Below are 22,260 nucleotides of genomic sequence, written 5' to 3' on the forward strand. Positions count from 1 at the left end.
TGCTGAACTTATCATGTTCCTGTATGGTACTTTGTAAAATTTCATGTTTAACTCAAAAAATAAGAATAATAAAAACCCTTTGAACGATTTCAAAGGGCTTTATATGCTAAAAGCTTGTATTTTGTTAGAATATGAGTGAAATTTTATCTCATGATCATAATTTTTCTTACCACAGTTTGATCAGCAGTTTTTAAAATTCCAAGATAAGCACCATTTTCCAGGTTTGCAACATTAATTTTTGTTTCGTCGGTCGTTTTTAAAACAGAACGTCCGGGAAAATCAGTGATTTCAAAGCTGAAATTTTTTATCTTAGAATCAGGAAGATCAATATTGATGATATCTTTTACAGGATTAGGATATATTTTTATAGCTTCCAGTGGATTTTTTGAAACATTTTCCTTGGTTCCCAATAGAGTACTGGCAACAGCAAAATGTTGTAATGCTCCCACGGCAGCTTTTCCGATATTATAAATATATACAGGATCTGTATTGTTAAATGTATCGCTGGAAGTATGTGGATAACTACTTCTTATTCTTTCAAAAAAGCCGGTAATAATATATCCTTTTTGCTCAAAAGGGATATAATCTGTATCTTCAGCAGGATCTACAGCGGTTTGAAGTGGAGAATAAAGAGCGGTACAGTTTCTGAGTTCCTGAGTGACTACAGCAGATGCCGCATTATTGGCAGGGTCACCCCCTTGATCCTCATCACAATAAACAATATTGTTATTATTTCCCATCACGCCACCTACCTGGTCAAGATTAAAGACTACTTTAATATCCAGCATACGGGCACTTCCCTGATATGCAACATTATCTGCATAATGATAGCTTCCTACAAGCCCTTGTTCTTCTCCTGAAAAATGAATGAACTTGATAGAATAGTCTGTAGGAACATCTTTCAATATTCTGGCAGCCTCCAGGATAATGGAAGTACCACTGCCGTTATCATTGACCCCGGGACCATTGATGGTATCGAAATGTCCGCAGATAATGACATATTTGTTTGGATAAACGGTTCCGGTTTTGGTGATCACCAAGTTTTTTGAATTTCCGCCTACAAAAGTAAAAGGATCTTCTGCTATCTGGCTGGCAGTATATCCATAAGAAGTATATTTACTTTTTAACCAGTTCAGAGCATCTGTATTGGCTTGTGAACCTGTTGTTTTTATTCCATAACTGGCAAAATCCTGAAGGTTATTAATGATATTGGTTTGGGAAACAGCATCAGCACGGTCTTTATATGATTGAATAAAACTTTGCGCTTCAATATGTTGAGCAACAATTGATGTAAACAAAAAAATAGCGATTTTTTTCATTTTCTGATATATTATGTAGTAAGATGTAGTATTTTTTCAAAGTATATCCTGTTTGATATGACTTATTTTTCAATGATTATCTTTCTGGTCAGATTACCTGCGCTTGTTTTTATGGTAAGGGTATAAACACCATTTGGAAGGGCGGAAGTATCTATTTTATTCTGATTTTCAGAACTCAAGACCAGATGCCCGGTCATATCATTGATCTCAATGCTAAACTGTTTCATCTTTTCTGTTTCTACTGTGATCATATCCTTAGCGGGATTAGGATATATTCTGATATTTTGTAATGGATCCTTTGCAGGAGCTTCATTCACTTGTAAGTTATTGTTATTGCTGGTACTGGCAACAGCGAAATGTTGTAACGCACCTACAGCAGCTTTCCCTACATTGAAAACATACACAGGATCTATATTGGTCAGATTATCATCCGTACTGTGCTCATTGTTGCTTTCGGTATACTCATAAAATCCGGTAATAGTATAGCCTTTTGCTTCAAAAGGAACATAATCTGAACCGTATGTATAAGAGATAGAGGTCTGAAGAGGAGAGTAGAGGCCGGTACATACCGCAAGTTCCTGTGTTGCCGTATTAGAAGCAGCATTATTACTGGATAGTCCACCTGTATCTCTTTCGCAGGTAATCTTGTTATTTAAATTTCCTATCTGGCCTCCTACCTGGTCAATATTAAAAACCAGTTTTATATCCAGTTTTTGTATACCTCCCTGATAAGCTACATTATTTACATAATGGTTACTTCCTATCAGTCCCTGTTCTTCACCAGAAAAATGAATGAATTTGATAGAATATTCGGTAGGAATATCTTTTAATATTCTGGCTGCTTCTAAAAGAATGGAAGTCCCGCTGCCATTATCACTGACACCCGGTCCTACAATGGTATCATAATGCCCGCAGATAATAATGTATTTATCCGGATACACCGTACCCGTTTTGGTGATCACCAGGTTTTTAGAATTTGTACTTCCAAAGCTGAAAGGATCTTCAACCATCTGGCTTGGGGAATATCCATAAGAAAGATATTTGTTTTTCAGCCAGTTTAAAGCATCGGTATTAGCGGTTGAACCTGTGGTCTTTACTCCAAGATTGGAAAACTCCTGAAGGTTGTTACTGATATTGGCCTGAGTAACCATATCGGCTCTGTCTTTATAAGCCTGGATAAGATTTTGAGCAGCAATATTTTGTAGCGCTACAGATGTAAATAAAAAAACGGCGATTTTTTTCATTTCTTCAATCAAATTATTTTTTGATTGCTAATATACTAATTAATTATGATCCAGCATTGTTAATCTGAGTTGTTTGTTTTGTTTTTGTTGGTTATTCGTTATTTATTTTGGAGTATGGTTGTATTCATGTCATTTTAAAACCATACAAAAGTTTATATCTGTAATGAAATAAAAAAATCCCGGGAGAACCCGGGATCTTATATTGATAACAAAAATAGTATTCTACATTATTTTAATTGATCTACAACAGCTTTGAAAGCTTCAGGATGATTCATTGCTAAATCTGCTAAAACTTTTCTGTTAAGCTCAATGTTGTTCTTTTTAAGAGCCCCCATAAATTGAGAGTAAGACATTCCGTGCTCTCTAGCTCCCGCGTTAATACGAGTGATCCAAAGTGCTCTGAAATTTCTCTTCTTCTCTTTTCTACCACGGTAAGCATATTGCATTGCTTTTTCTACCGCGTTTTTAGCTACAGTCCAAACGTTCTTTCTTCTACCGAAAAAACCTTTAGCTTGCTTAAAAATTTTCTTTCTGCGAGCTCTTGAAGCTACCGCATTTACTGATCTTGGCATAATTTAAATTGTTTTTTTTGAAAAGGGCGGCAACAAATGTTGCTCTTTATTAGCACCGTTTCAGGGTTAAAATGATGAATTTGTTTGAATTCTTATAAACCGAATATAGATTTATAAAAACTACTTAATTGCTAATTGACGTAGAACGCTTTTTTCGTCCACTTTAGCTACGTAAGAAGTAGTAGTAAGATTTCTCTTCTGCTTAGTTTCTTTCTTAGTTAAGATGTGGCTTTTGTAAGCATTCTTTCTTTTGATCTTACCAGAACCGGTAAGAGCAAAACGTTTCTTAGCACCTGATTTCGTTTTTAATTTTGGCATTGTCTTGCTTTTTTATTGTTTTTGTTATCAATATCTGTTTTGGTTACCCCTAAGGACATTAGGAATAATTGGGTGCAAAGATACAAAAAAAATCAATTCAAGCTTTATAATCTGTGATTTTATCGCAGTAAATAAGAAGACCGCCTCTCATGGAACGGTCTTCTTATGATATGCTCTGTTGGAAATCTACATTTTCATAGTTTCTTCCCAATATCATTAGCTCAAATTATGACTGAAAAAATGCTAATAAGTCTTTATTGATTGTTTCAGCTTCAGTAGTAGGCATCCCATGAGGAAAGCCAGGATAAGAAATTAATTTTCCATTTTTAAGCAGGGTAGCGGCTACTTTTCCTGTGGTTTCAAACGGTACAATCTGGTCATCTTCACCATGCATTACCAGAACAGGAACGTCTACACTTTTAAGGTCCTCAGTGAAATCAGTTTCAGAGAATGCTTTAACGCAGTCATAGTGTGCTTTGATAGAGCCACTCATCCCTTGTCGCCACCAGTTTCTTTGAATGCCTTCAGAAATCTTGGCTCCTTCTCTGTTATACCCATAGAAAGGGAAAGTAAGATCAATAAAAAACTGCTGTCTGTGCTTAGCCGTATTATTACGGATATCATCAAAAACAGAAATAGGAACGCCATTCGGATTATTCTCATTCTGAACCATGATCGGGGTCACTGCACTTATTAAAACAGCTTTTGCGACTCTTCCGTTACCATGCTTTGCCACATATCGGATTACTTCACCACCTCCAGTAGAATGTCCTACATGGATGACATCTTTTAAATCTAAAGCGGTAACAATTTCCGATACATCAGAAGCATACGTGTCCATATCATGTCCATAAGGGGTTTGTTCAGATCTTCCATGACCCCTTCTGTCGTGGGCAATCACTCTATAGCCCTGTTCTAAGAAGAAAAACATTTGAGCATCCCAGTCATCACTGGAAAGGGGCCACCCGTGATGAAAAAATACAGGCTGTCCTTTTCCCCAATCTTTGTAATAGATTTCTGTTCCGTCTTTTAAAGTAAGTGTGTTCATTGTTTATTTTTATGATTAATAATTAATAATGTATTTTATTTTTAATATTCACAAATTTATATGGAAAACATCCATAATATATTGATCTAGGATAATATTTTAATTAAATATAAAAGTAAGGGAATGCATTATTAAAATATAGCTGATAATCGGGATTGTGTTATTCTTTACTTCTCTTTAATATTGACCCATTAAGAAGAATAGAATTTTGAAGTATGAAAATAATAGTATTCAGTATCTTTTGTATGTTGGCTTCAGTGATGGCTTGTACACAAGAAAAAAAAGATAATTCTCCATTAATTTCTTCAAAGAAGAAGTTCATAAACAGTGTTCCGTTCTTAACGAAGCAGAATGATTTTGTGTATGTAGATAAAGTAAGTTTGAAACCGGTCACTAATCAAAAATTCCGAAGTGCATCAGTATATACTCCCACTGGTTTTGCCGTTGTTGGAAAGGAAAAAAATGAATATGCAGTCATAGACGAAAATGGAAAGACAGTGCTGGACTTCTCATCTGAAAATATTAATTTAAATGTAGTAAACGGACTTACACTGTATAAAAAAGACATTGAATATGAAAAGAAAATGCCTGCCTGGAAATGGGATTGGAATATCTTAGGAGGCGGCATCAAGAAAGAGCAAACGTATCATAAAATCGAGATTGGAGTTTTAGAAAGCAAACAGGTCTTACTTCATGAGGACATTCCATATTTGGAGGATAATTATTATCTGAATTTTGTTTCTGTAGATCAAAACCACGTTTTTTGGAATGGAAGCCTTTACGAAATCAAAAAAAACCGTTTACATACAATTGAAAATAATATTGCTGAGCTGTTAGAGAACAAACGATTTCTCAAATCTTCAAATGCAAATTTTTCAATGCATGAACTGAACCAGAAAGAAGCAACTCACAGCGGTTTGAAAGGAACTGAAACACTTTCACTTCAATTTGGTAAGGAAACTATACTCCTGAAGGATGTAAATAAAGAACGCTATGAACCGGAAGTTCCTAAGCTTTTAACAGACAGCAAAACCAATGATGTTTACCCTTTTCCACAGTATGAAAAGGTATTTCCGAAAGAAATTACAAAGGCAACAGCTTCGCAAATTGATTTCATTAAAAAAGTTTCTTTGGTGTATTCTATAACCAATTCACCTTATTTTCTGTTGGGTGTTTTTAATTATGATCATGATATTTGGGCGTTTGATTGGCTGTATATCGATACCAAAGGAAATGTTACAGATTCTATTGATACCTATAATTTTAAGGTCTTAGACCAGGTTGGGAACATGGTTTGGCCCGATAGGAAAATGATTTTGCCCGATCAGTTCATTGACAAAAACTGGAAATTTGGAAAAATAAATTCTTATCAGGGCATGAATGATGCATACCTTATCCGGATTGAAGATGAAAAACAATTGAGAACCATGGGCTTGTGGGATAGTAAAACAAAGACTTGGGAGATAAAGCCTGATTACCATGATATCTCGGTGTTGGATACAGAAAAACAGATCTATGCACTTCAAAAAGAGAAAGACGGTTTGTACACTCTTTATGACAGTAAAGATAAAAAAAGTATGGGTTCAAAAGCCTATACATCCATTAATTCGGATGGGTTGGTAAGTGTTAAACTTAGTTCAGAAGAAAATATATATTACTATGTTGATATTTATTCCGGAAAAGAATATAAAGAGAATTAAATAATACATTGAAAATAGTAAAATTATGATTTTTAGAAAGCTATTGCCTGTTGCCGCTTGTATTGTAAGTGTACTATCTTTTGCACAAATAAGAACAGGAGTATATTTTTCTTCAGATAAAAAATACAACGAGATTATTGAAGAACTTGGAAATCCGTTATCGGGAAATCCGGTCATGATCGTAAAATCCTTTGTCCCAAACTATGGAAGTTATGTTTGGTATCTGAATGAAAGCAAAGCTGAAAAGCCCTCTTATCTAGCCGAAAATCCAAAGGATTTACACGCGGGTATTTTTCTGGAAGATCACGGTGGACTCATTCCACAGATCACCTTTAAAGACTTTGCACAGGGGTTGGCACAACCTAAATACCTGATTAACTTCTGTGAAATTGGCGATGCAGATCATGATGGCTTTCCTGAGTTTTATCTTACTTATTTTGAAGAATCAGACGGATTGGATGCCAAACCCTTGAAAGTGATTGTGTACACCAATATTGGAGAAAAAACATTTTCAAAAGCAAAAATTACCGGTTGGATTCCGTTTCAGGAAGAAGACTTATATCGTGAAGAAAAGGATGCGAACTTTAAATTATTGCCCAAAGTGATAAGACTGAAGGCCGAAAAGATATTGAAAGATGCCAAAAACGGAATGAACTAAGCTCTTAAAAAATCACCATTATCAGGGATATTTTCATCCGCCTCTCTTAATTATCTTTATTTAAAATAAAGCGGTGAAAAACCTCATGATTTTAACTTCATTTTTAGCAGTGTCTGGCTGTAAAACCAATGCTCAAAAATTAAAAGTTTCTACTATTTACAGCGAACCCAAACGTGTTACAAGAGAAATTCCGGAAACAGATAAAGCATATACGTATACAACTCGAAAGGAAGTTACGGAACGACTTGACCCCCTCATTTTCATGCTTTCAAAAAATGCTGAAACACCTAAGTTTCGCATACAGGGAAATATCAGTTCCAGTGGACATATCATTAATCAGGTGAGAAAAATTCGTTTTGAAAGGGGACCGCAAAGTGGGAATACTGTTACGCTGAAGTATTACGTGGAAATCAAAAAAGTTCCCGGGAAAGAAAGCGCTAATGTAAAAGGTTATAATTATACAAAAGATGAAATCTACAAAATACCAGATGATGTTAAAATAATAAGAATAGAATTGTATGAAGACAGAATCAATGATACATCAGATGAAAAACCAAAGCTTATTGCTCAACAAACCTTTAATTTCTTTGTAAAAATTTAAATGTCTGAAAATAAAATATTTTAACACCTAGACAAGTTGAAATTTTAGAAGATATTGACACACGCCACCCAAAGTCATGTCTTTTAACCTCTCAACAAAAGGAAAACAGCTAAAATTAATAAGAAAATAAAATGACTGATTTAAGAATATTTCCCGCTTACGAAGACGTATTTTATGATGATATTGAAAATCATAAAAAGTATTTCCTTCCTATTTGTTCAATTAATTTGAAACTTGTTGATCCATCAGAAGATCAGTGGCTGCATATTGTTTCTGTAAAGGAAATTTATGACGGCTGTGTCGGGCAAAATAAGCCGGAATATTATACACAATTTACCAAAGCAGATATGCTTGGTTTTGATATTATTGGCGGCAAATACAAATTTGATGCAGATTGGAACTATTTTTCGGCACATACCGAGATCACTCCGGAAGATTATGGAAACAATTATTCAGATTTAGAGATTGAATACAATATGAATGAGGCAATGTATCAATTAAAAAGAGAATATTACCAAAAACACAATAAGCTTTATGATAAAGACTGTTATCGGGCAGGTTTAATGGTAGATGATATTCGCCCGTTTAGAGCGTTTACGTAAACTTTACGGTTGAAGATCTGGAGAAAGATGATTACTCAGAATATGCTGAGGAACGTTTGCAAAAGAAAATGTATGGTGTTTTTGATGAGCTGAATACCGATTCTCTGCCTTTAGAAGAAACTCACTTCGGAGGAGATAACCTGACTGAGAAACCTTATAAAAATAATCATACATTGATGGATTATATCGGGTGCATCGAAGGCTATGATTTCCAAAATACAGCAGCAGATCAATTGTATCTGTTTTATGACAAAGAACTTAAAAAGGCAGTAATCTGTTTGGAGTATACTTAATCCGAAACTCATTATTAAATCCCTGCAAACAGGAATGTTTCAAAAATTTACGATTTACTAATTTTAACTAATGGCACACCGTATTTATCTATACAATTACGATCAGAAAACGAATCAATCTTTCGATACTTATCTAGGTGAGTGGAATTATGAAATTCCATTACTGCTGTATCCTCTGTTGGCAGAAGATATCAAAGTGGAAGGCGTTGAGTTTTACTCTAACAAAGAACAGGGCATTGTTCACCTGCGTTATTTCTTTAATTTACTGGCTGATACCTACCAGCTGCATTACAAAAAAGCCTACTATGAACCTGTCAATACAATGTTTGAGTTCCTGGAAGCCTTGCCATATGATTCCTTCGTACTGAATGCAACAGATGTTTTCAATATGAACGAAGAAAAGCATAAAGTACAGGCAAAAGAATGGCTGGTGGAGATTCAGCAGAAAAATAAACTGTATAAAAAAGCGGTAGAAACTCAGGATCTTTCATTATTAGATTCTTTGTTTTCGCAATACGGTTACACCTCATTTCTCGATATTTTACAAACCGACTGGATTAATTACGGACTGGGTTATTTTGAAGAACTTGCTTATAAAAAAATAGCATCTTCTGTATTTGAAGAAAATGGAAAGTTGGGTCTGAAGAATGCAAAAGGTACTATTTTGGCTCCTGCCATATATGATGATATTTTTGAAGCAGACTATAATTACGGTATATCGGTGATTCAAAAAGACACTTTGTTCGGTTACCTGCAGAGTGATGGGAAAGAACTGGTTCCTCCAATGTATGAACAAGCGTTCGATGTGTTCGATTTTGCGCAGGAACCCTTGGGTGAAGTAAAAGTGAATGGAAAATCTGGCATTTTAAAAGTGTATTCAAACACATGGCTTGTTCCTGCTGATTATGATACAATCGAAAGAGTGGCTTATGGATTTTTAGGGGTAGAAAAAGATGGGAAATTTGGAGTTTATGACGATGAAAGCAGACTTCTTCTTCCCATTGACAGTGAAACCCCTTATGAACATGATTACTTTCCCGATCTGTTTTTCACCAAACAAAAAGGAACCAGCAAGCGTAGATATTACACGAAAGAAGGCAATTATCTGGAGGACTTTGTAGAAGGCAGTATCTTAAATGCCAGTACCTGTTTCTGGATTAAGCCAAATAAATTTGACAAAAAAGGAAGGTTGATAGATGAAAAAGGCAATCTTATAATAGACGAAGCGGATCAACTGATTTTAATAGATAATTTTGAAGCACTGGCGATTCACAAAGACAAAAACTGGAAGATCTATCACGCCTTAAAACATCAGTTTTTGTTAGAAAATGAATGTATTACCAAAGTAAAGGCAGAATCAAGTATTGGATATAAAAACAATGTGTTTACCCTGGAAGTCCAAAACGGATTAGGACTTTTTGATGCAGACAATGATCATTGGTTAATTGTTCCTCATTCCGAAATTAAGAAGATCCATTATCTGGATCATGGGTTTTTATCGGTTCAAAAGAAAGAAGGCTATCGACTGTTTGATTTCCAAAATGGATTGTCAGCCGAATCATACGACTATATTTCTAATCCTTTGAATTATAGAGCCGATGAAGGCTTGCTGTTTCTGTATCAGGGTGAAAATATGTTGAGAATGAATGAAGATAAAAGCATTCATCCGGTAGAGATTGCCGAGTATGGATCTATTTATCTGGACCGGTATTCATTTAGGGGAAAAGATTTAGACTATTTTACGTCTTTTTATAATCGTTGGAAAAACCAGGCAGGCAATAACTCCGAGCAGTTCATGGATGTTGAAACCATTAAAAAGATGGCTTTTGACGCAAAGGAGAATCGAGATTACCATGAAGCGCTACGCCTGTTTGAACTGTCTGCTCAAAAAGATGATATCGATAGTTGGGTAGAAATGGGTATATTACTCACCGATCCTGATATTGAATCATTGTTTGACCCACAAAAAGGCATTGTGTATTATGAAAAAGCAGCACAACAAAATCATCCTGTTGCCTGGAACAATATAGGTGCTTTGTATCACAACGGAACAGGGTATTCTTTTAATATCAAAAAAGCAATTCGGGCTTACGAGAAAGGAGCTGAGCTTGGCGATGGAATGGCGCTTGCCAATTTAGGGGATCTGTATTATTTCGGGGAGCATGTAATACAGGATTATGATAAAGCACTGGATTTTTATCAAAAGGCCGAGAAAAAATACTACTACAATTACGATAAAATTTCAGAAATCTATTATCAGTTAAGAGATTATAAAAATCTTCTGGTTTACCTGAAGAAAGATTATGATCAGTCTTATTCAGGGATCTATTACGGCATTATCTACGAACATGGTATGGGAGTAAAAGCAGATTTGAAGAAAGCCATTAAATACTACGAACAGGCTAATGCTTACAGCGCCTACGAATACGCTGCCCAGCGTCTGGTGTATTACTATGGTGAAGATCCGGCATTTAAAAATGATAAGAAATTTCAGAAGTGGAAATCTTTTGCTGAACAACATGGTTTCGAAATAGACTAGCAGGTATTTTGCCTATATTTACGTTCTTTACTATAATACAATTCAATAGAGATAAGGGTTTGATGTACAGGTTGTTATTTATATTCACTTTGCTTATTTGTTCTTTTTTTGCTCAGGCACAGGATGTTGTCAGCCAATTAGAGAAGGAGTATAACAATGCTTCGTACAAAACCATAGAGCAGCTGGATCTGGCTCCAAAATACGCTAAAGCCCTATTTTTACATAACTTAAAATCAAAATCCTACCAGATTTTAGAAACCAGCATTCCTATCGCAGCAAAACAAACGGACGGGAAATACGCCACCATTTTGTATGCTGTTCAGGCTATGAATTACCGGCTTGACAGTAAAGGAACTGAAGCTTTAAAAAGTCTCGACATGGCAAGGGTGTATAGCTTAAAAACAAACAGTAACGAAGCTAAAGGGTACTTTCAGTATGCAAAGGGCTGGATTCTGATCCGTAATAATAAAACGACTGATGCTGCTGCCGCTTATCTGAAAGCTATTGACTATTATGAAAATTCACCAACAACTTCTACACTGTACGGAAGATTTGCTACCGTCGTTAAAGAGTTGTCCACTATTTACTCCAACCTCAATGAATACCAACTGGAAGAAAAATACAGTAAGCAGTTTTTGTTGTTGGCATCCAAGCAAAATGACCCTAATCTTATCTTTGATGCATATATGCGGATGGGCTACGTCTATGAACAAAAATACGGACAAAATCCATCGAATGTAGCGTTGAGAAATAGGGCCGAGCAGTATTATTTGCAGGCTATTAAGACTTTCAACAAAAGTAAAGAGGCTATGCTCAACAAGACTAATCTTTCCTATGCAGCTATCAATTTAGCCAATTTGTATACTGGTTTTAATAGAGATAAGGCGATGCAATATGCCCGATTAGCGAATAAGGTGAGTCTGGAAACCGGTGACGCCATTCATATCGCTTCTTCATTTGGGATTTTGGCGGAGCTGGCTGTACAGGATAAGGATTATGATTTAGCAAAGTCTTACTTTGTAAAAGCTTCTATGGAAATTGGGAAAAGCCCGGTTAGAGATCATAATATAGAATTATCTATCCTTGAATCCCTATCTCAGCTTAGCGAAGAGCAGGGTAATTACAAAGAAGCGCTGACTTACTATAAAAGTTATGTGAATAAATACAAAAGTGTTTATGATCAGGAAAAGCTGGATATCACCAAAAGACTGGAATCTCAGTTTGACAAAGAACGGCAGGAACAGAAGTATATAAAGCTGCAGCTGGAAAGCGATAAAAAAGCACAGCAGATTAAGTTGATCAATATATTGCGGGCACAACGTGAACAGGTGTACAACAACTTAAAATTAGTGGAGGAAAATCAACGCGAGCGACTGAAATTTTCAGAATTGGAATCGGAAAAAAAAGAACAGCAGCTTCGGTTGGCAAAGTTAGAAACCGAACAAAAGAACAAGGATATCAGCAACTTTAAAAAACTGTTGACATTCAAGGAAAAGATCAATACCTACTACATTGTTTTTATTTTCATTTTCATCGTTTTGATTATTTTATTGCTTTATGCCTATAAGCAGCGTGCAAAGTCGATGAAGCAAAGAGACGAATTGCATGCCTTAGCTATGGAAAAAGAGAAACAAAATTCAAAAATATCCACACTTACGGCATTGTTGGAAGGGCAGGAACAGGAACGTGGCCGCTTAGCCCGTGATCTTCATGATGGATTGGGTGGCCTGCTTTCAGGAACCAAACTTCAGCTATCTTCTTTAGACCCTCACCAATCCGAAAGCATAGAAAAAGAAATTTCAAAATCTATTACCCAGATTGATGGTGCTGTAGAAGAGCTGAGACGGGTAGCGCATAATTTAATGCCTGATTTATTAATGAAATACGGATTGGAAGTAGCCATTCAGGAGTTTGCTTCCCGCATGTCCAATACTTCATTAGATATCCATACCGAATTTATCAGTTACACCAATTCAATAGCAGAAGAAAAGCAGCTGATCCTATACAGAATCATTCAGGAATTGGTCAATAATGCCATAAAACATGCCTATACTTCCGAAATTATTATTCAGATCAGTGAAGAAGAAAATGTATTAAATCTTACAGTAGAAGACAACGGTAAAGGTTTTGACCCTACAAACTTAGACGTAAGAAAAACAGCAGGTTTTCATAATATAGAATCAAGAGTCCAGTTTTTAAAAGGAACGATGAACATCATCTCCGAACAAAATATTGGGACCAGTATAGAACTTCAAATTCCTATTCATTACACATGATAAAAGTAGCCATAACAGATGATCATCCACTTCTATTGGAAGGACTGAAAAATATTTTAGGAAACAGCGATACGATAGATGTTGTAGATTGTTTCAAAAGCGTTTCAGAAATGAATGCAGGCCTGGCAAAACAAGCTGTCGATATTTTGTTGCTGGACATTAATCTGGTAGATGTCAACAGTATTGAACTTATAAAACCTTTAAAGAAAAAGTATGGGACCCTCCAGATTATTATGCTTAGCGTTCATAATGAACTGCCGGTAATCAACAGTACTTTAGCGGAAGGCGCTTTGGGATACATTCAGAAAAATGCGTCAGTTTCTGAAATTCTGGAAGGTATCAATACCGTATATGCCGGTGGCCGGTTTTTATGCTCACAAACCAAGTCTGTTTTGGAGAAGAAATCATCAGATGGGTTGCATCAGGTGCCAAAACTAACACGAAGAGAAAAGGAAATCTTAGCCGAAGCAGCAAAAGGCCTTACGACCAATCAAATGGCTGAAAAGCTTTTTATAAGCCCGCACACCGTAGAAAGTCACCGGAAGAATCTTATTGAAAAATTTCAGACCTCTAATCTTAGTTCAGCCATTAAACTGGCCATAGAATACGGATTGATTATCGAATAATACATAAGAGCCAGGAGTTTGTTTTTAGCTCCCACTGATTACACAGATTTCACAGGTGATAGTGGAAAATGTTATGAATAAATACTTCTGATAAAGCAGATGCTAGGTTTTCGCTTCGTCAGAATCAATTTCAATTGATTCATTGCTTAGCTTACTTAAAATAATAAGTCACTAAAAATAAAATCTTTGTGTCAACAAAATAAGATGAATTTAAGCCATTAAGAAAAGTGAATATTTTAGGTAAGTTTCATCAAAATCAATTTAAGACAGAACATTATAAAACAAAAATGAATATAAATTTACGAACAGAAAGATTACATTTAAGTCTTATCTCAGCAAACGATATTGAAAACATTTTCGAATTGCAATCCTTAGAAGAAACGTCGCGGTTTAATACTTCAGAAGTTCCAAAAGACATTCAGGAAACTGAAGAAATGGTTAAAAAATGGATGATGGAAAACAATAAAGAAAAAGCCAAAAAATTCACATTCGGCGTTAATTTGATTAATGAAGATACATTTATTGGATTAATTGGAATTAATTTGGGGAAAGAACATTATAAAAACGCTGAAGTTTGGTTTCAGCTCCATTATAAATTTTGGAATCAAGGGTTTGCAACAGAAAGTCTAAATAAAATACTGGATTTCGGTTTTGAAAATTTGAAACTTCATAGGATAGAAGCAGGTTGTGCCATTGAAAATATTGGCTCTATAAGTGTTTTAGAAAAAGTTGGTATGCTAAGAGAAGCACATACCCGAAAATTACTTCCTTTACAATCTGGGTGGTCAGATAATTATGGGTATGCTATTTTATCAACCGACGAAAGAAAATGAGAGAAGTACTTTCAGGTTTAAAAACTAACACGTTGGCTGTAGCAGGGTTGGAAAGGTCACAGAAAGCACCGAAAAAATCTTATCAAAACTAATCTTAGTTCAGTCATTTAAACTGGCCATAGAACACGGTTTGATCATCGAATAATATATTCTAAAAGGGTAGCAAAGCTGCTGGCTAAACGTTCGCTTAAAATGAATCAATAAAATTGATTCACTGCTTTGCTTCCTTAAAATAATACGTTACTAGAAATTAAACCTTTGCGTCTATAAAATTCAGCGTAAATAATCTGCATTCAATTTTTTGAAACTGATTCATACTCATACCAGCAAAAAGGTCTGCTTACATCGTAAAAGCAGACCTTTTCTATATAAATTTAAAATTAGGTGTTCAATTATTAATCTTTAAATCTCAATGCAGCCTGGAACAGGTTTTTCTTTCCTATTAAATCGTACTCATCGTTATATACAGGCTCATAGATGAATACATAAGCACTTCCGTCAAAATCTTTTAAATTAACAGGCTGATCCTCCATGATGTCATAAAACCTCGTAATAGTACGCGTAGCTGTCCATTGTTTTACGTTTCCTTTAGGATTTTTATCGAATCTGTGATCTTTTGCATCTGTATAATACCAATAGGATGGCGCCTCATCCATTAAAAATAGTTCTTTGTCCTTGTTATACAGTTCCTCTGCCATACCTGTATTTTGAAACCAGGGAACCTCAGTATTGAAAAGTCCCAGAGCTTCCGCATAAATATCCTTATTGGTCGTTGCTCCCACTAAAAAACCTTCAAGATTGGTAGCGGCAAACTCAAATATAAAAGGTGACTTTTTCAGATCATAAACATCATTGACCGGTTCAATTACTTTTCCGTCCTGTTTAATAACTACTTTTAACGATTGTGCAAAAGTCATTAAGCTTAGTAAAGAAAAAAGGAGGGTTAAACTTATTTTTTTCATTGTATATCTTTAAATAACTGCTGCAAAGATATTGTACTTTACCTCCATAAACACTGGCTGGTTTCAGGGGTTTTTATCTCATTCCTTTCCTAACGGGGCCAATTGCTATAAGGGTTATAATACCTTTTTTTTCATTTAAAGCAGGTTAGCCTTCAGCTGAATTTTTATGAAAGCAGTCTTTTGCTTTTTATCGCTAGCAGAAGCTGAATTAAGCGGATAAACTTCGGCATAAAAGGTTTCATGGTCTGCCCAAAAAGCTTTTGTTGCGTCGGCTACTTTGAAGTTAGTAAAGTTGACATACAAAAGGTCTTCCAGATTATAGCTTTCTGCTACATATGTACTGATTGCAAAATCACTTCCCACATCATTGTTTGAAACAATATAGGAAATCCATTCTTTCTTGGGAAGAACCTGCGGATAACCCGCAGTAAAGAGTTGAAAATTAACTGAAGATTTTACATTATAAAAAGAATAATACGTATCTGAAGTCCCCATTGAGCTTTCTTTGAAAACCTGTAAATACAGGTAAGGGGATACTCCTATATATTCATAGGATAAGAGTCCGTCTTCTGTAGATACATTCTCATGTTGTGTAATCAGTTTTTTTTCTGTTGTGCTATTGATGTATAGCCATTTATTACCTTCCAGGATTACATGTGGATCTTTTATTAAAACTTCATCGATTCGTTTGTTAGAGGCTGTTTTAAATTCCTCTTCAGAGACTTCTGCTATGGTACCATATGTACTGAACGATTTATTTTTTACATCCTGAGACTTTTTAAATACACTGCTTCTGATCTCATAAAGATCAACACCTTGTAAAGTCAAGTCAAATCCTGCAGTGAATTCTGATTTCAAAACAAAAGCTTCAATGCTGTTCGAAATAGTATTATTAATGCTGTAATGAATAGAGTAGAAGTCATCAAACTCTTCAAATCCATAATAATTATCCAGTTTATTGTAAGCTATTTTCAAATGTGCTGCATCTTTATCCGGAGCTATAAAAAACCTTACAGAATCCAGCCTGGTAAATAATTGAAAGGGCACATCCTGTACATTATCTACACCTTTTATCTTTTTAAAATCAACAAATGTTATGTTTTTCTGTGTAACTTCAGCTTCCGGTTTATGCGTTTCCGATGTTTTATTCTGTGGATTACATCCCACAAAAACAACAACCATAGAGGATATAAAGAATTGAGATAAGAGTTTCATTTTCTATATTTTTCAGCCAAAGGTATCAGTATTCAGGGTGGCGGCCAACAAAACCGCTTAATACAGGGAATAAATGGCTGAAAGCAGGGATATATTGAATGGTATATTTTAAACAATTTTACAAAAGATAAATTTAAGTGTTGCAAATTATTTTATATAGATGAAAAATATAATAATCAACTGCTCAATGGTGATAGCTTTGTTCGTTTCTTGCTCACCTGCTACAGAAAAAAAAGGGGCTGAAAAAGCAGATTCTACGGAGGTAAAAGTAACTACAGTTCCTACATCTGTTCCGGTAAAGGATACCATATCACAACAAGATATGCCAAGTGATTTTTCAGCGTTAGTTCCTATTGATGTACTGAATAGCAAAAGTACAAATGTGCATGAAAAATATGGTATAGAATTCTCCGGCAACTGTTATTCATGTGACTTAGCAAGCTTATCTGTAACAAAGAATAAAATGATATGGACCAATATCTGTGATGAAAACGATACTTTTAAAATTGATGGGTTCTCATTCTCTAATGAAGGAAATAAAACCGTTTTAAAAACACCTGAAAGAACTTATACTATAATGCAAATAGATAAAGCCCCAGTTTACGAACTGGTTATAGAAGGTAAAAAGCTGGAATTAAATAATAAAAGAGTATCCAGGTATTTTACCACCAAAAAAGCGTTGCCACTTTTCAAAGAACATGACTGTGGTGATTTTGAAGGATAATAAAACCACATCAATTTATTTTGAAGATGAGCAGTGGATCAACGGATCAGTCTTAAAAGTTGGGGGAGAATCTTTAGTGATTCAAAAACTTACCTTTAAAATGATTTACTTGTATAAAAACACAAAATAATATAGGATCATTTTATTCGTAAGACAGCTATACAGTTATGCATATACTAACAAAGAATCAATGAGATTGATTTTTACCTTTGGATCATTAAAAAATACAGCATCAATACCGTGAAATTTAAATTGCATGAGCTTTCCCAACTTTGACGATTGATCCCGATCAGCTGCCTTTTTCTATATCTCATAAAACTTATCCCTGAAAACTTTACTATAAAAAAAACCTCAAAGTAATTTGAGGTTTTTATATTAAGATAAATGACTTAATTATTTTGCTGGTTTTTTAGGACTCATCATCATAATCATCCTTTTTCCTTCAAGCTTAGGTAACTGATCTACTTTACCAACATGCTCCAGTTCCTGGGCAAGTTTTAAAAGTAAGATTTCTCCCTGATCCTTAAAGATAATCGAACGTCCTTTAAAAAATACGTAGGTTTTCAATTTTGAACCTTCTTCAAGAAACTTTTCAGCATGCTTTTTCTTAAATTCATAATCGTGATCATCCGTCTGTGGTCCAAAACGGATTTCTTTCACAACTACTTTTACTTGCTTAGCTTTTAGTTCCTTTTGTTTTTTCTTTTGCTCATATAGAAACTTCTTGTATTCTAATATTCTTGCAATGAAAGGTTCAGCCTTATCAGAAATTACTACTAAATCCAATTCCTGTTCCGCAGCAATTTGTCTTGCTTTGTCAATTGGATAAATTCCCGGCTCTACGTTATCGCCCACCAAACGAAGCTCTCTCACACGAATTTTATCGTTGATTAAGTGTAAGTCCTCTTGTACAGGACGTCTTTGTGGGCCCCTGTTGTTAAATCTTTGTGCTATTGTATTATAATTTTATTGGTTAATTACTTAATTTAATTGATTTAAATATTTAAAAACTGAAAGACCCCATTTATTTTTGAATCCTTCCATCTTTTAATTTTAAATTTATATTGCGGCTTCTTTTTTGAAGTAAGAAACGAAATCTTCCATTTTCATTACTCCAAGATCTCCTTCACCACGTCTTCTTACAGAAATTGTACCTTCATTTTCTTCATTCTCTCCTATAACAAGCATGAATGGGATCTTTTTCAATTCAGCATCACGGATCTTTTTGCCCGTCTTCTCATTTCTGTCATCAATCTGACCGCTAATATCGTGATTTTCCAAAAATTGTGAAACTTTTTTTGCATAATCTACATATTTTTCACTGATCGGTAGAATAATAAACTGATCAGGGCTTAGCCATAACGGGAAGTCTCCTGCAGTATTTTCTAATAAAATCGCAATAAAACGTTCCATAGAACCGAAAGGAGCTCTGTGAATCATTACTGGTCTGTGCTTTTCATTATCATTTCCGATATAGTGAAGATCAAATCTTTCCGGTAAGTTATAATCTACCTGGATCGTTCCCAGCTGCCATTTTCTTCCTAAAGCATCCTTAACCATGAAGTCAAGTTTAGGGCCGTAGAATGCTGCCTCACCATATTCAACAACAGTTTTCAGTCCTTTTTTCTGAGCAGCATTGATGATGGCATTTTCTGCCTTTTCCCAGTTCTCATCAGAACCGATATATTTCTCTTTGTTCTCAGGATCTCTTAATGAAACCTGGGTTACAAAATCTTCAAATCCTAAAGATTTAAATACATAAAGAGTTAAATCAATTACTTTTTCAAATTCTTCAGAAAGCTGATCCGGAGTACAGAAAAGGTGAGCATCATCCTGAGTAAATCCACGAACTCTTGTCAATCCGTGAAGCTCTCCACTTTGCTCATATCTGTAAACAGTTCCGAATTCTGCATATCTTTTAGGAAGATCTCTATAGCTCCATTGTGAAGTTTTATAAATCTCACAGTGGTGCGGGCAGTTCATAGGCTTTAATAAAAATTCTTCTCCTTCATTAGGTGTTTTGATCGGCTGGAAGCTGTCTGCGCCATATTTATCCCAGTGTCCCGAAGTTACATATAATTCTTTGGCCCCGATATGTGGAGACATTACAAATTCATAACCTCCTTTTTTCTGAGCATCACTAAGGAAGTTTTCTAATTTTCTTCTTAAAGCAGTACCTTTTGGTAACCATAACGGAAGACCGGCTCCTACTTTTTCAGAAAATGCAAAAATCCCAAGTTCTTTACCTAATTTTCTGTGATCTCTTCTTTTAGCTTCTTCTAACCTTTCAAGATATTCAGTAAGTTCTTTCTGTTTAGGGAAAGAAATTCCGTATACCCTTGTCAGCTGAGGGTTCTTTTCATTTCCTCTCCAGTATGCGCCGGCTGCATTTAAAATCTTAACAGCTTTTACAATTCCTGTGTTGGGAATGTGCCCACCACGACATAGATCCGTAAAGTTATCATGAGTCACAAAAGTGATTTCTCCATCATTAAGATTAGAGATCAATTCTACTTTATAAGGATTGTCTGCATAGATTTTTAAAGCTTCATCTTTAGAAACCGGGTATAGAGAGAATGTAGAACCTTTCTTGGCATTTTCAAGAACTTTCTTTTCAATCTTCTCAAAATCCTTTTCAGATAAGCTCTCATCTCCGAAATCTACATCATAATAGAATCCGCTTTCAATAGCCGGACCGATCGTCAACTTAGCATTAGGATAAAACTCAAGGATAGCCTGCGCCAAAAGGTGGGCAGAAGAATGCCAGAAAGCTTTCTTTCCAAGATCATCATTCCAGGTCAATAGCTGTACCGTAGAATCCGTGGTTATAGGTGTGGTGATTTCTACTTGTTTGTCATTAACAATTGCGGAAATGGTATTTCTAGCCAATCCCTCGCTTATAGATTTTGCCACATCTAGGGGAGTAACTGCTCCCTCGAATTCTTTGACACTACTGTCTGGAAGTGTAATTTTTATCATTGTTTACTAAGAAATTTTAAGATGCAAAAATACGCATTTTTTAGATAAAATACTACATCAGTACCTATTTAGATTGATAATTAATATAAAAATATAAAAGATTTCAGCCGTTTTGGATGTGCTTAGTTTTACTTTCAGCAGTTCTTTGGGAGAAATTCTGCTGTTTCATGCCTGTAAACGGTATATTGAGCTTTCTTGCCTGCAAAAATATTTTTAATTAAACCTATTAACATAATAGATAATGTAAATGTTGCGAACTCATTTAAAATATGACTTCCTGGTGATTATTAATAGTATTTTTAAAGGTCCGGAAATAAGAAAAAGAAGGATGAGGTATTAGTCCTCACAATGAATACATGAAAATCAAGATATAAATTTCTACTATGAATACTATAAATATCGATCTGCACTGTGATCTGTTGTATTATCTGCTCAATTCAAATGTGAGCCTTGATGATAAGGAAATTGGCTGTTCACTGCCTTATCTGAAGCAGGGAAATGTAAAACTTCAGGTGATGGCCATATATGCCGGAACCGGAGCAGGCAGTACTGGTTATGGATTACAGCAGAGTCAGTTGTTTTCGGAGCTCATTAAAAATGAGAACTTTTTCCTTTTTAATAATAACAATTATCAATCGTCTGAAAATAAAGATCGGATAGGAGTTATCGCTTCCATTGAAAATGCATCCGCTTTCTGTGATGAAAATGAAAGCCTGGATTCCGGGTTTAAAAAGCTTGAAAATATAATCCAAAATGCACAGAAAATATTGTATATAGGGATTACTCACCATTCAGAAAACCGTTTTGGAGGGGGAAACAATGCAGAAGCAGGGCTAAAAGAAGATGGAAAAGTTTTAATCGACTATATTGCTGACAGAAAAATTGCAATAGATCTGGCCCACACAAGCGATCAGCTGGCTTATGACATTTTTACCTATATAGATCAGAAGAATTATTCCATTCCTATCCTGGCAAGCCATTCCAACTACAGAAGTATTTATGAGAATAAAAGAAATCTTCCCGATGAACTGGCTAAAGAAGTGATCAGAAGAAAAGGACTTATTGGGCTTAACTTTATCAAAGATTATGTGGATCTGGAACAGCCGGAAAGATTATATGAACACATTCAATATGGGCTTGATCTTGGCGGAGCAAACAGTATTGCTTATGGAGCAGACTATTTCTATTGGAAAGATCATCCGGATACACCCCGCCACCCGTTTTTCTTTCCTGAACATTCTAATGCTTCAGTATATCCATCCATCAATAAAGAAATTGAAGAAAGATTCTCTGCCGGATTGGTAGAAAAAATAAGCCATAATAATGCTTTACATTTTATAGAAAGTATGTATAAATAATCCTGCTTTAACTAAATAACATGGATTAATTATTTCGTACCACTTGGATATAGTTTTTAAATGATTACAACTCTTCACAAAACGTAATGACGGCTATGTTTAGATCCCTACGATGACAAATATGCCGTTCTAAAGACTGCATATTTTTTAAACACTTAGCTCATTTAAGTAAGTACAAAAACTACTGAATACAAGTAAGTTCACTTTAGAATAAAATCAGAGATTTTCATAAAACTCATGTGTATTTCTCAGCAGTTTGATATTAACTAAAAAAACTCTTAAGTGTCTAAATCTTTTGTGACTTTGTGGTTATATTTTTTTCGCAGATTGGGCAGATTTTTATTATGCCTGGATTCCTGCGGAATGACAAGTACTGTTACTCTAATTGAATAA

The 22,260-nt window shown here is 35.1% G+C and carries 20 protein-coding genes; 11 read left to right on the top strand and 9 right to left on the bottom strand.

Annotated features, from left to right (window positions below; genetic code table 11):
- Window positions 1–143 precede the first annotated feature (143 nt).
- The 5 genes from MP477_RS20765 to MP477_RS20785 form a co-directional block, all read right to left on the bottom strand.
- Window positions 144–1,319, bottom strand: a complete 1,176-nt coding sequence (locus tag MP477_RS20765) for a M28 family peptidase (RefSeq protein ID WP_257191921.1) — start codon at window positions 1,317–1,319, stop codon at window positions 144–146.
- A 62-nt stretch (window positions 1,320–1,381) separates the two neighbouring features.
- On the bottom strand, window positions 1,382–2,563 hold the full coding sequence (locus MP477_RS20770; protein ID WP_257191922.1) for a M28 family peptidase: 1,182 nt from the start codon (window positions 2,561–2,563) through the stop codon (window positions 1,382–1,384).
- Between the two features lie 227 nt (window positions 2,564–2,790).
- Entirely contained in the window at window positions 2,791–3,135 is a 345-nt protein-coding gene (gene rplT, locus MP477_RS20775) for a 50S ribosomal protein L20 (RefSeq protein ID WP_230036500.1), read from the bottom strand.
- 120 nt (window positions 3,136–3,255) lie between these two features.
- Entirely contained in the window at window positions 3,256–3,453 is a 198-nt protein-coding gene (gene rpmI / locus MP477_RS20780) for a 50S ribosomal protein L35 (protein WP_230036498.1), read from the bottom strand.
- 226 nt (window positions 3,454–3,679) lie between these two features.
- The gene (locus MP477_RS20785) at window positions 3,680–4,501 is read right to left on the bottom strand and encodes an alpha/beta fold hydrolase (protein WP_257191923.1); all 822 of its coding nucleotides are present in this window, start codon (window positions 4,499–4,501) and stop codon (window positions 3,680–3,682) included.
- A 215-nt stretch (window positions 4,502–4,716) separates the two neighbouring features.
- Between MP477_RS20785 and MP477_RS20790 the strand changes: the two genes are divergently transcribed.
- From MP477_RS20790 to MP477_RS20830, 9 genes are all read left to right on the top strand, one after another.
- On the top strand, window positions 4,717–6,201 hold the full coding sequence (locus tag MP477_RS20790) for a hypothetical protein (RefSeq protein WP_257191924.1): 1,485 nt from the start codon (window positions 4,717–4,719) through the stop codon (window positions 6,199–6,201).
- A 25-nt stretch (window positions 6,202–6,226) separates the two neighbouring features.
- Window positions 6,227–6,859 (top strand): hypothetical protein, encoded by a 633-nt coding sequence (locus MP477_RS20795; protein ID WP_257191926.1) that lies wholly within the window; start codon window positions 6,227–6,229, stop codon window positions 6,857–6,859.
- 85 nt (window positions 6,860–6,944) lie between these two features.
- Window positions 6,945–7,460 (top strand): hypothetical protein, encoded by a 516-nt coding sequence (locus tag MP477_RS20800; RefSeq protein WP_257191927.1) that lies wholly within the window; start codon window positions 6,945–6,947, stop codon window positions 7,458–7,460.
- Window positions 7,461–7,591: 131 nt separating this feature from the next.
- Window positions 7,592–8,062 (top strand): hypothetical protein, encoded by a 471-nt coding sequence (locus MP477_RS20805; protein WP_257191928.1) that lies wholly within the window; start codon window positions 7,592–7,594, stop codon window positions 8,060–8,062.
- 56 nt (window positions 8,063–8,118) lie between these two features.
- Window positions 8,119–8,355 carry a hypothetical protein gene (locus MP477_RS20810; RefSeq protein WP_257191929.1) on the top strand — a complete coding sequence of 79 codons (237 nt, stop codon included), beginning with the start codon at window positions 8,119–8,121 and terminating at the stop codon, window positions 8,353–8,355.
- A 70-nt stretch (window positions 8,356–8,425) separates the two neighbouring features.
- Window positions 8,426–10,894, top strand: a complete 2,469-nt coding sequence (locus MP477_RS20815) for a tetratricopeptide repeat protein (RefSeq protein WP_257191930.1) — start codon at window positions 8,426–8,428, stop codon at window positions 10,892–10,894.
- Window positions 10,895–10,956: 62 nt separating this feature from the next.
- Complete coding sequence (locus MP477_RS20820) at window positions 10,957–13,170, top strand: ATP-binding protein (RefSeq protein ID WP_257191931.1); 2,214 nt, start codon at window positions 10,957–10,959, stop codon at window positions 13,168–13,170.
- The gene (locus tag MP477_RS20825) at window positions 13,167–13,796 is read left to right on the top strand and encodes a response regulator transcription factor (RefSeq protein ID WP_257191932.1); all 630 of its coding nucleotides are present in this window, start codon (window positions 13,167–13,169) and stop codon (window positions 13,794–13,796) included. Before MP477_RS20820 ends, MP477_RS20825 begins: the two co-directional genes overlap by 4 nt.
- A gap of 227 nt (window positions 13,797–14,023) precedes the next feature.
- Window positions 14,024–14,629: a GNAT family N-acetyltransferase gene (locus MP477_RS20830; protein WP_257191933.1), complete on the top strand. Its 606-nt coding sequence runs from the start codon at window positions 14,024–14,026 to the stop codon at window positions 14,627–14,629.
- 395 nt (window positions 14,630–15,024) lie between these two features.
- On the opposite strand, the gene MP477_RS20835 is transcribed toward MP477_RS20830, so the two are convergent.
- A complete protein-coding gene (locus tag MP477_RS20835) occupies window positions 15,025–15,591 on the bottom strand; it encodes a hypothetical protein (RefSeq protein WP_257191934.1) in 567 nt (188 codons plus the stop codon).
- A 135-nt stretch (window positions 15,592–15,726) separates the two neighbouring features.
- A complete protein-coding gene (locus MP477_RS20840; protein ID WP_257191935.1) occupies window positions 15,727–16,806 on the bottom strand; it encodes a resolvase in 1,080 nt (359 codons plus the stop codon).
- Window positions 16,807–16,966: 160 nt separating this feature from the next.
- On the opposite strand from MP477_RS20840, the gene MP477_RS20845 reads away from it, so the two are divergent.
- Window positions 16,967–17,530, top strand: coding sequence for a hypothetical protein (locus MP477_RS20845; RefSeq protein ID WP_257191936.1), 564 nt, complete (start codon window positions 16,967–16,969; stop codon window positions 17,528–17,530).
- Between the two features lie 393 nt (window positions 17,531–17,923).
- Here MP477_RS20845 and infC read toward each other — a convergent pair whose 3' ends face one another.
- A complete protein-coding gene (infC, locus tag MP477_RS20850) occupies window positions 17,924–18,484 on the bottom strand; it encodes a translation initiation factor IF-3 (RefSeq protein ID WP_076352026.1) in 561 nt (186 codons plus the stop codon).
- A 105-nt stretch (window positions 18,485–18,589) separates the two neighbouring features.
- The gene (thrS, locus tag MP477_RS20855; protein WP_257191937.1) at window positions 18,590–20,509 is read right to left on the bottom strand and encodes a threonine--tRNA ligase; all 1,920 of its coding nucleotides are present in this window, start codon (window positions 20,507–20,509) and stop codon (window positions 18,590–18,592) included.
- 383 nt (window positions 20,510–20,892) lie between these two features.
- Between thrS and MP477_RS20860 the strand changes: the two genes are divergently transcribed.
- On the top strand, window positions 20,893–21,867 hold the full coding sequence (locus tag MP477_RS20860; RefSeq protein ID WP_257191939.1) for a dipeptidase: 975 nt from the start codon (window positions 20,893–20,895) through the stop codon (window positions 21,865–21,867).
- The last annotated feature ends 393 nt before the right edge of the window (window positions 21,868–22,260 follow it).

It is taken from the genome of Chryseobacterium sp. WG23 (assembly GCF_024586575.1).
Lineage (GTDB): Bacteria > Bacteroidota > Bacteroidia > Flavobacteriales > Weeksellaceae > Chryseobacterium.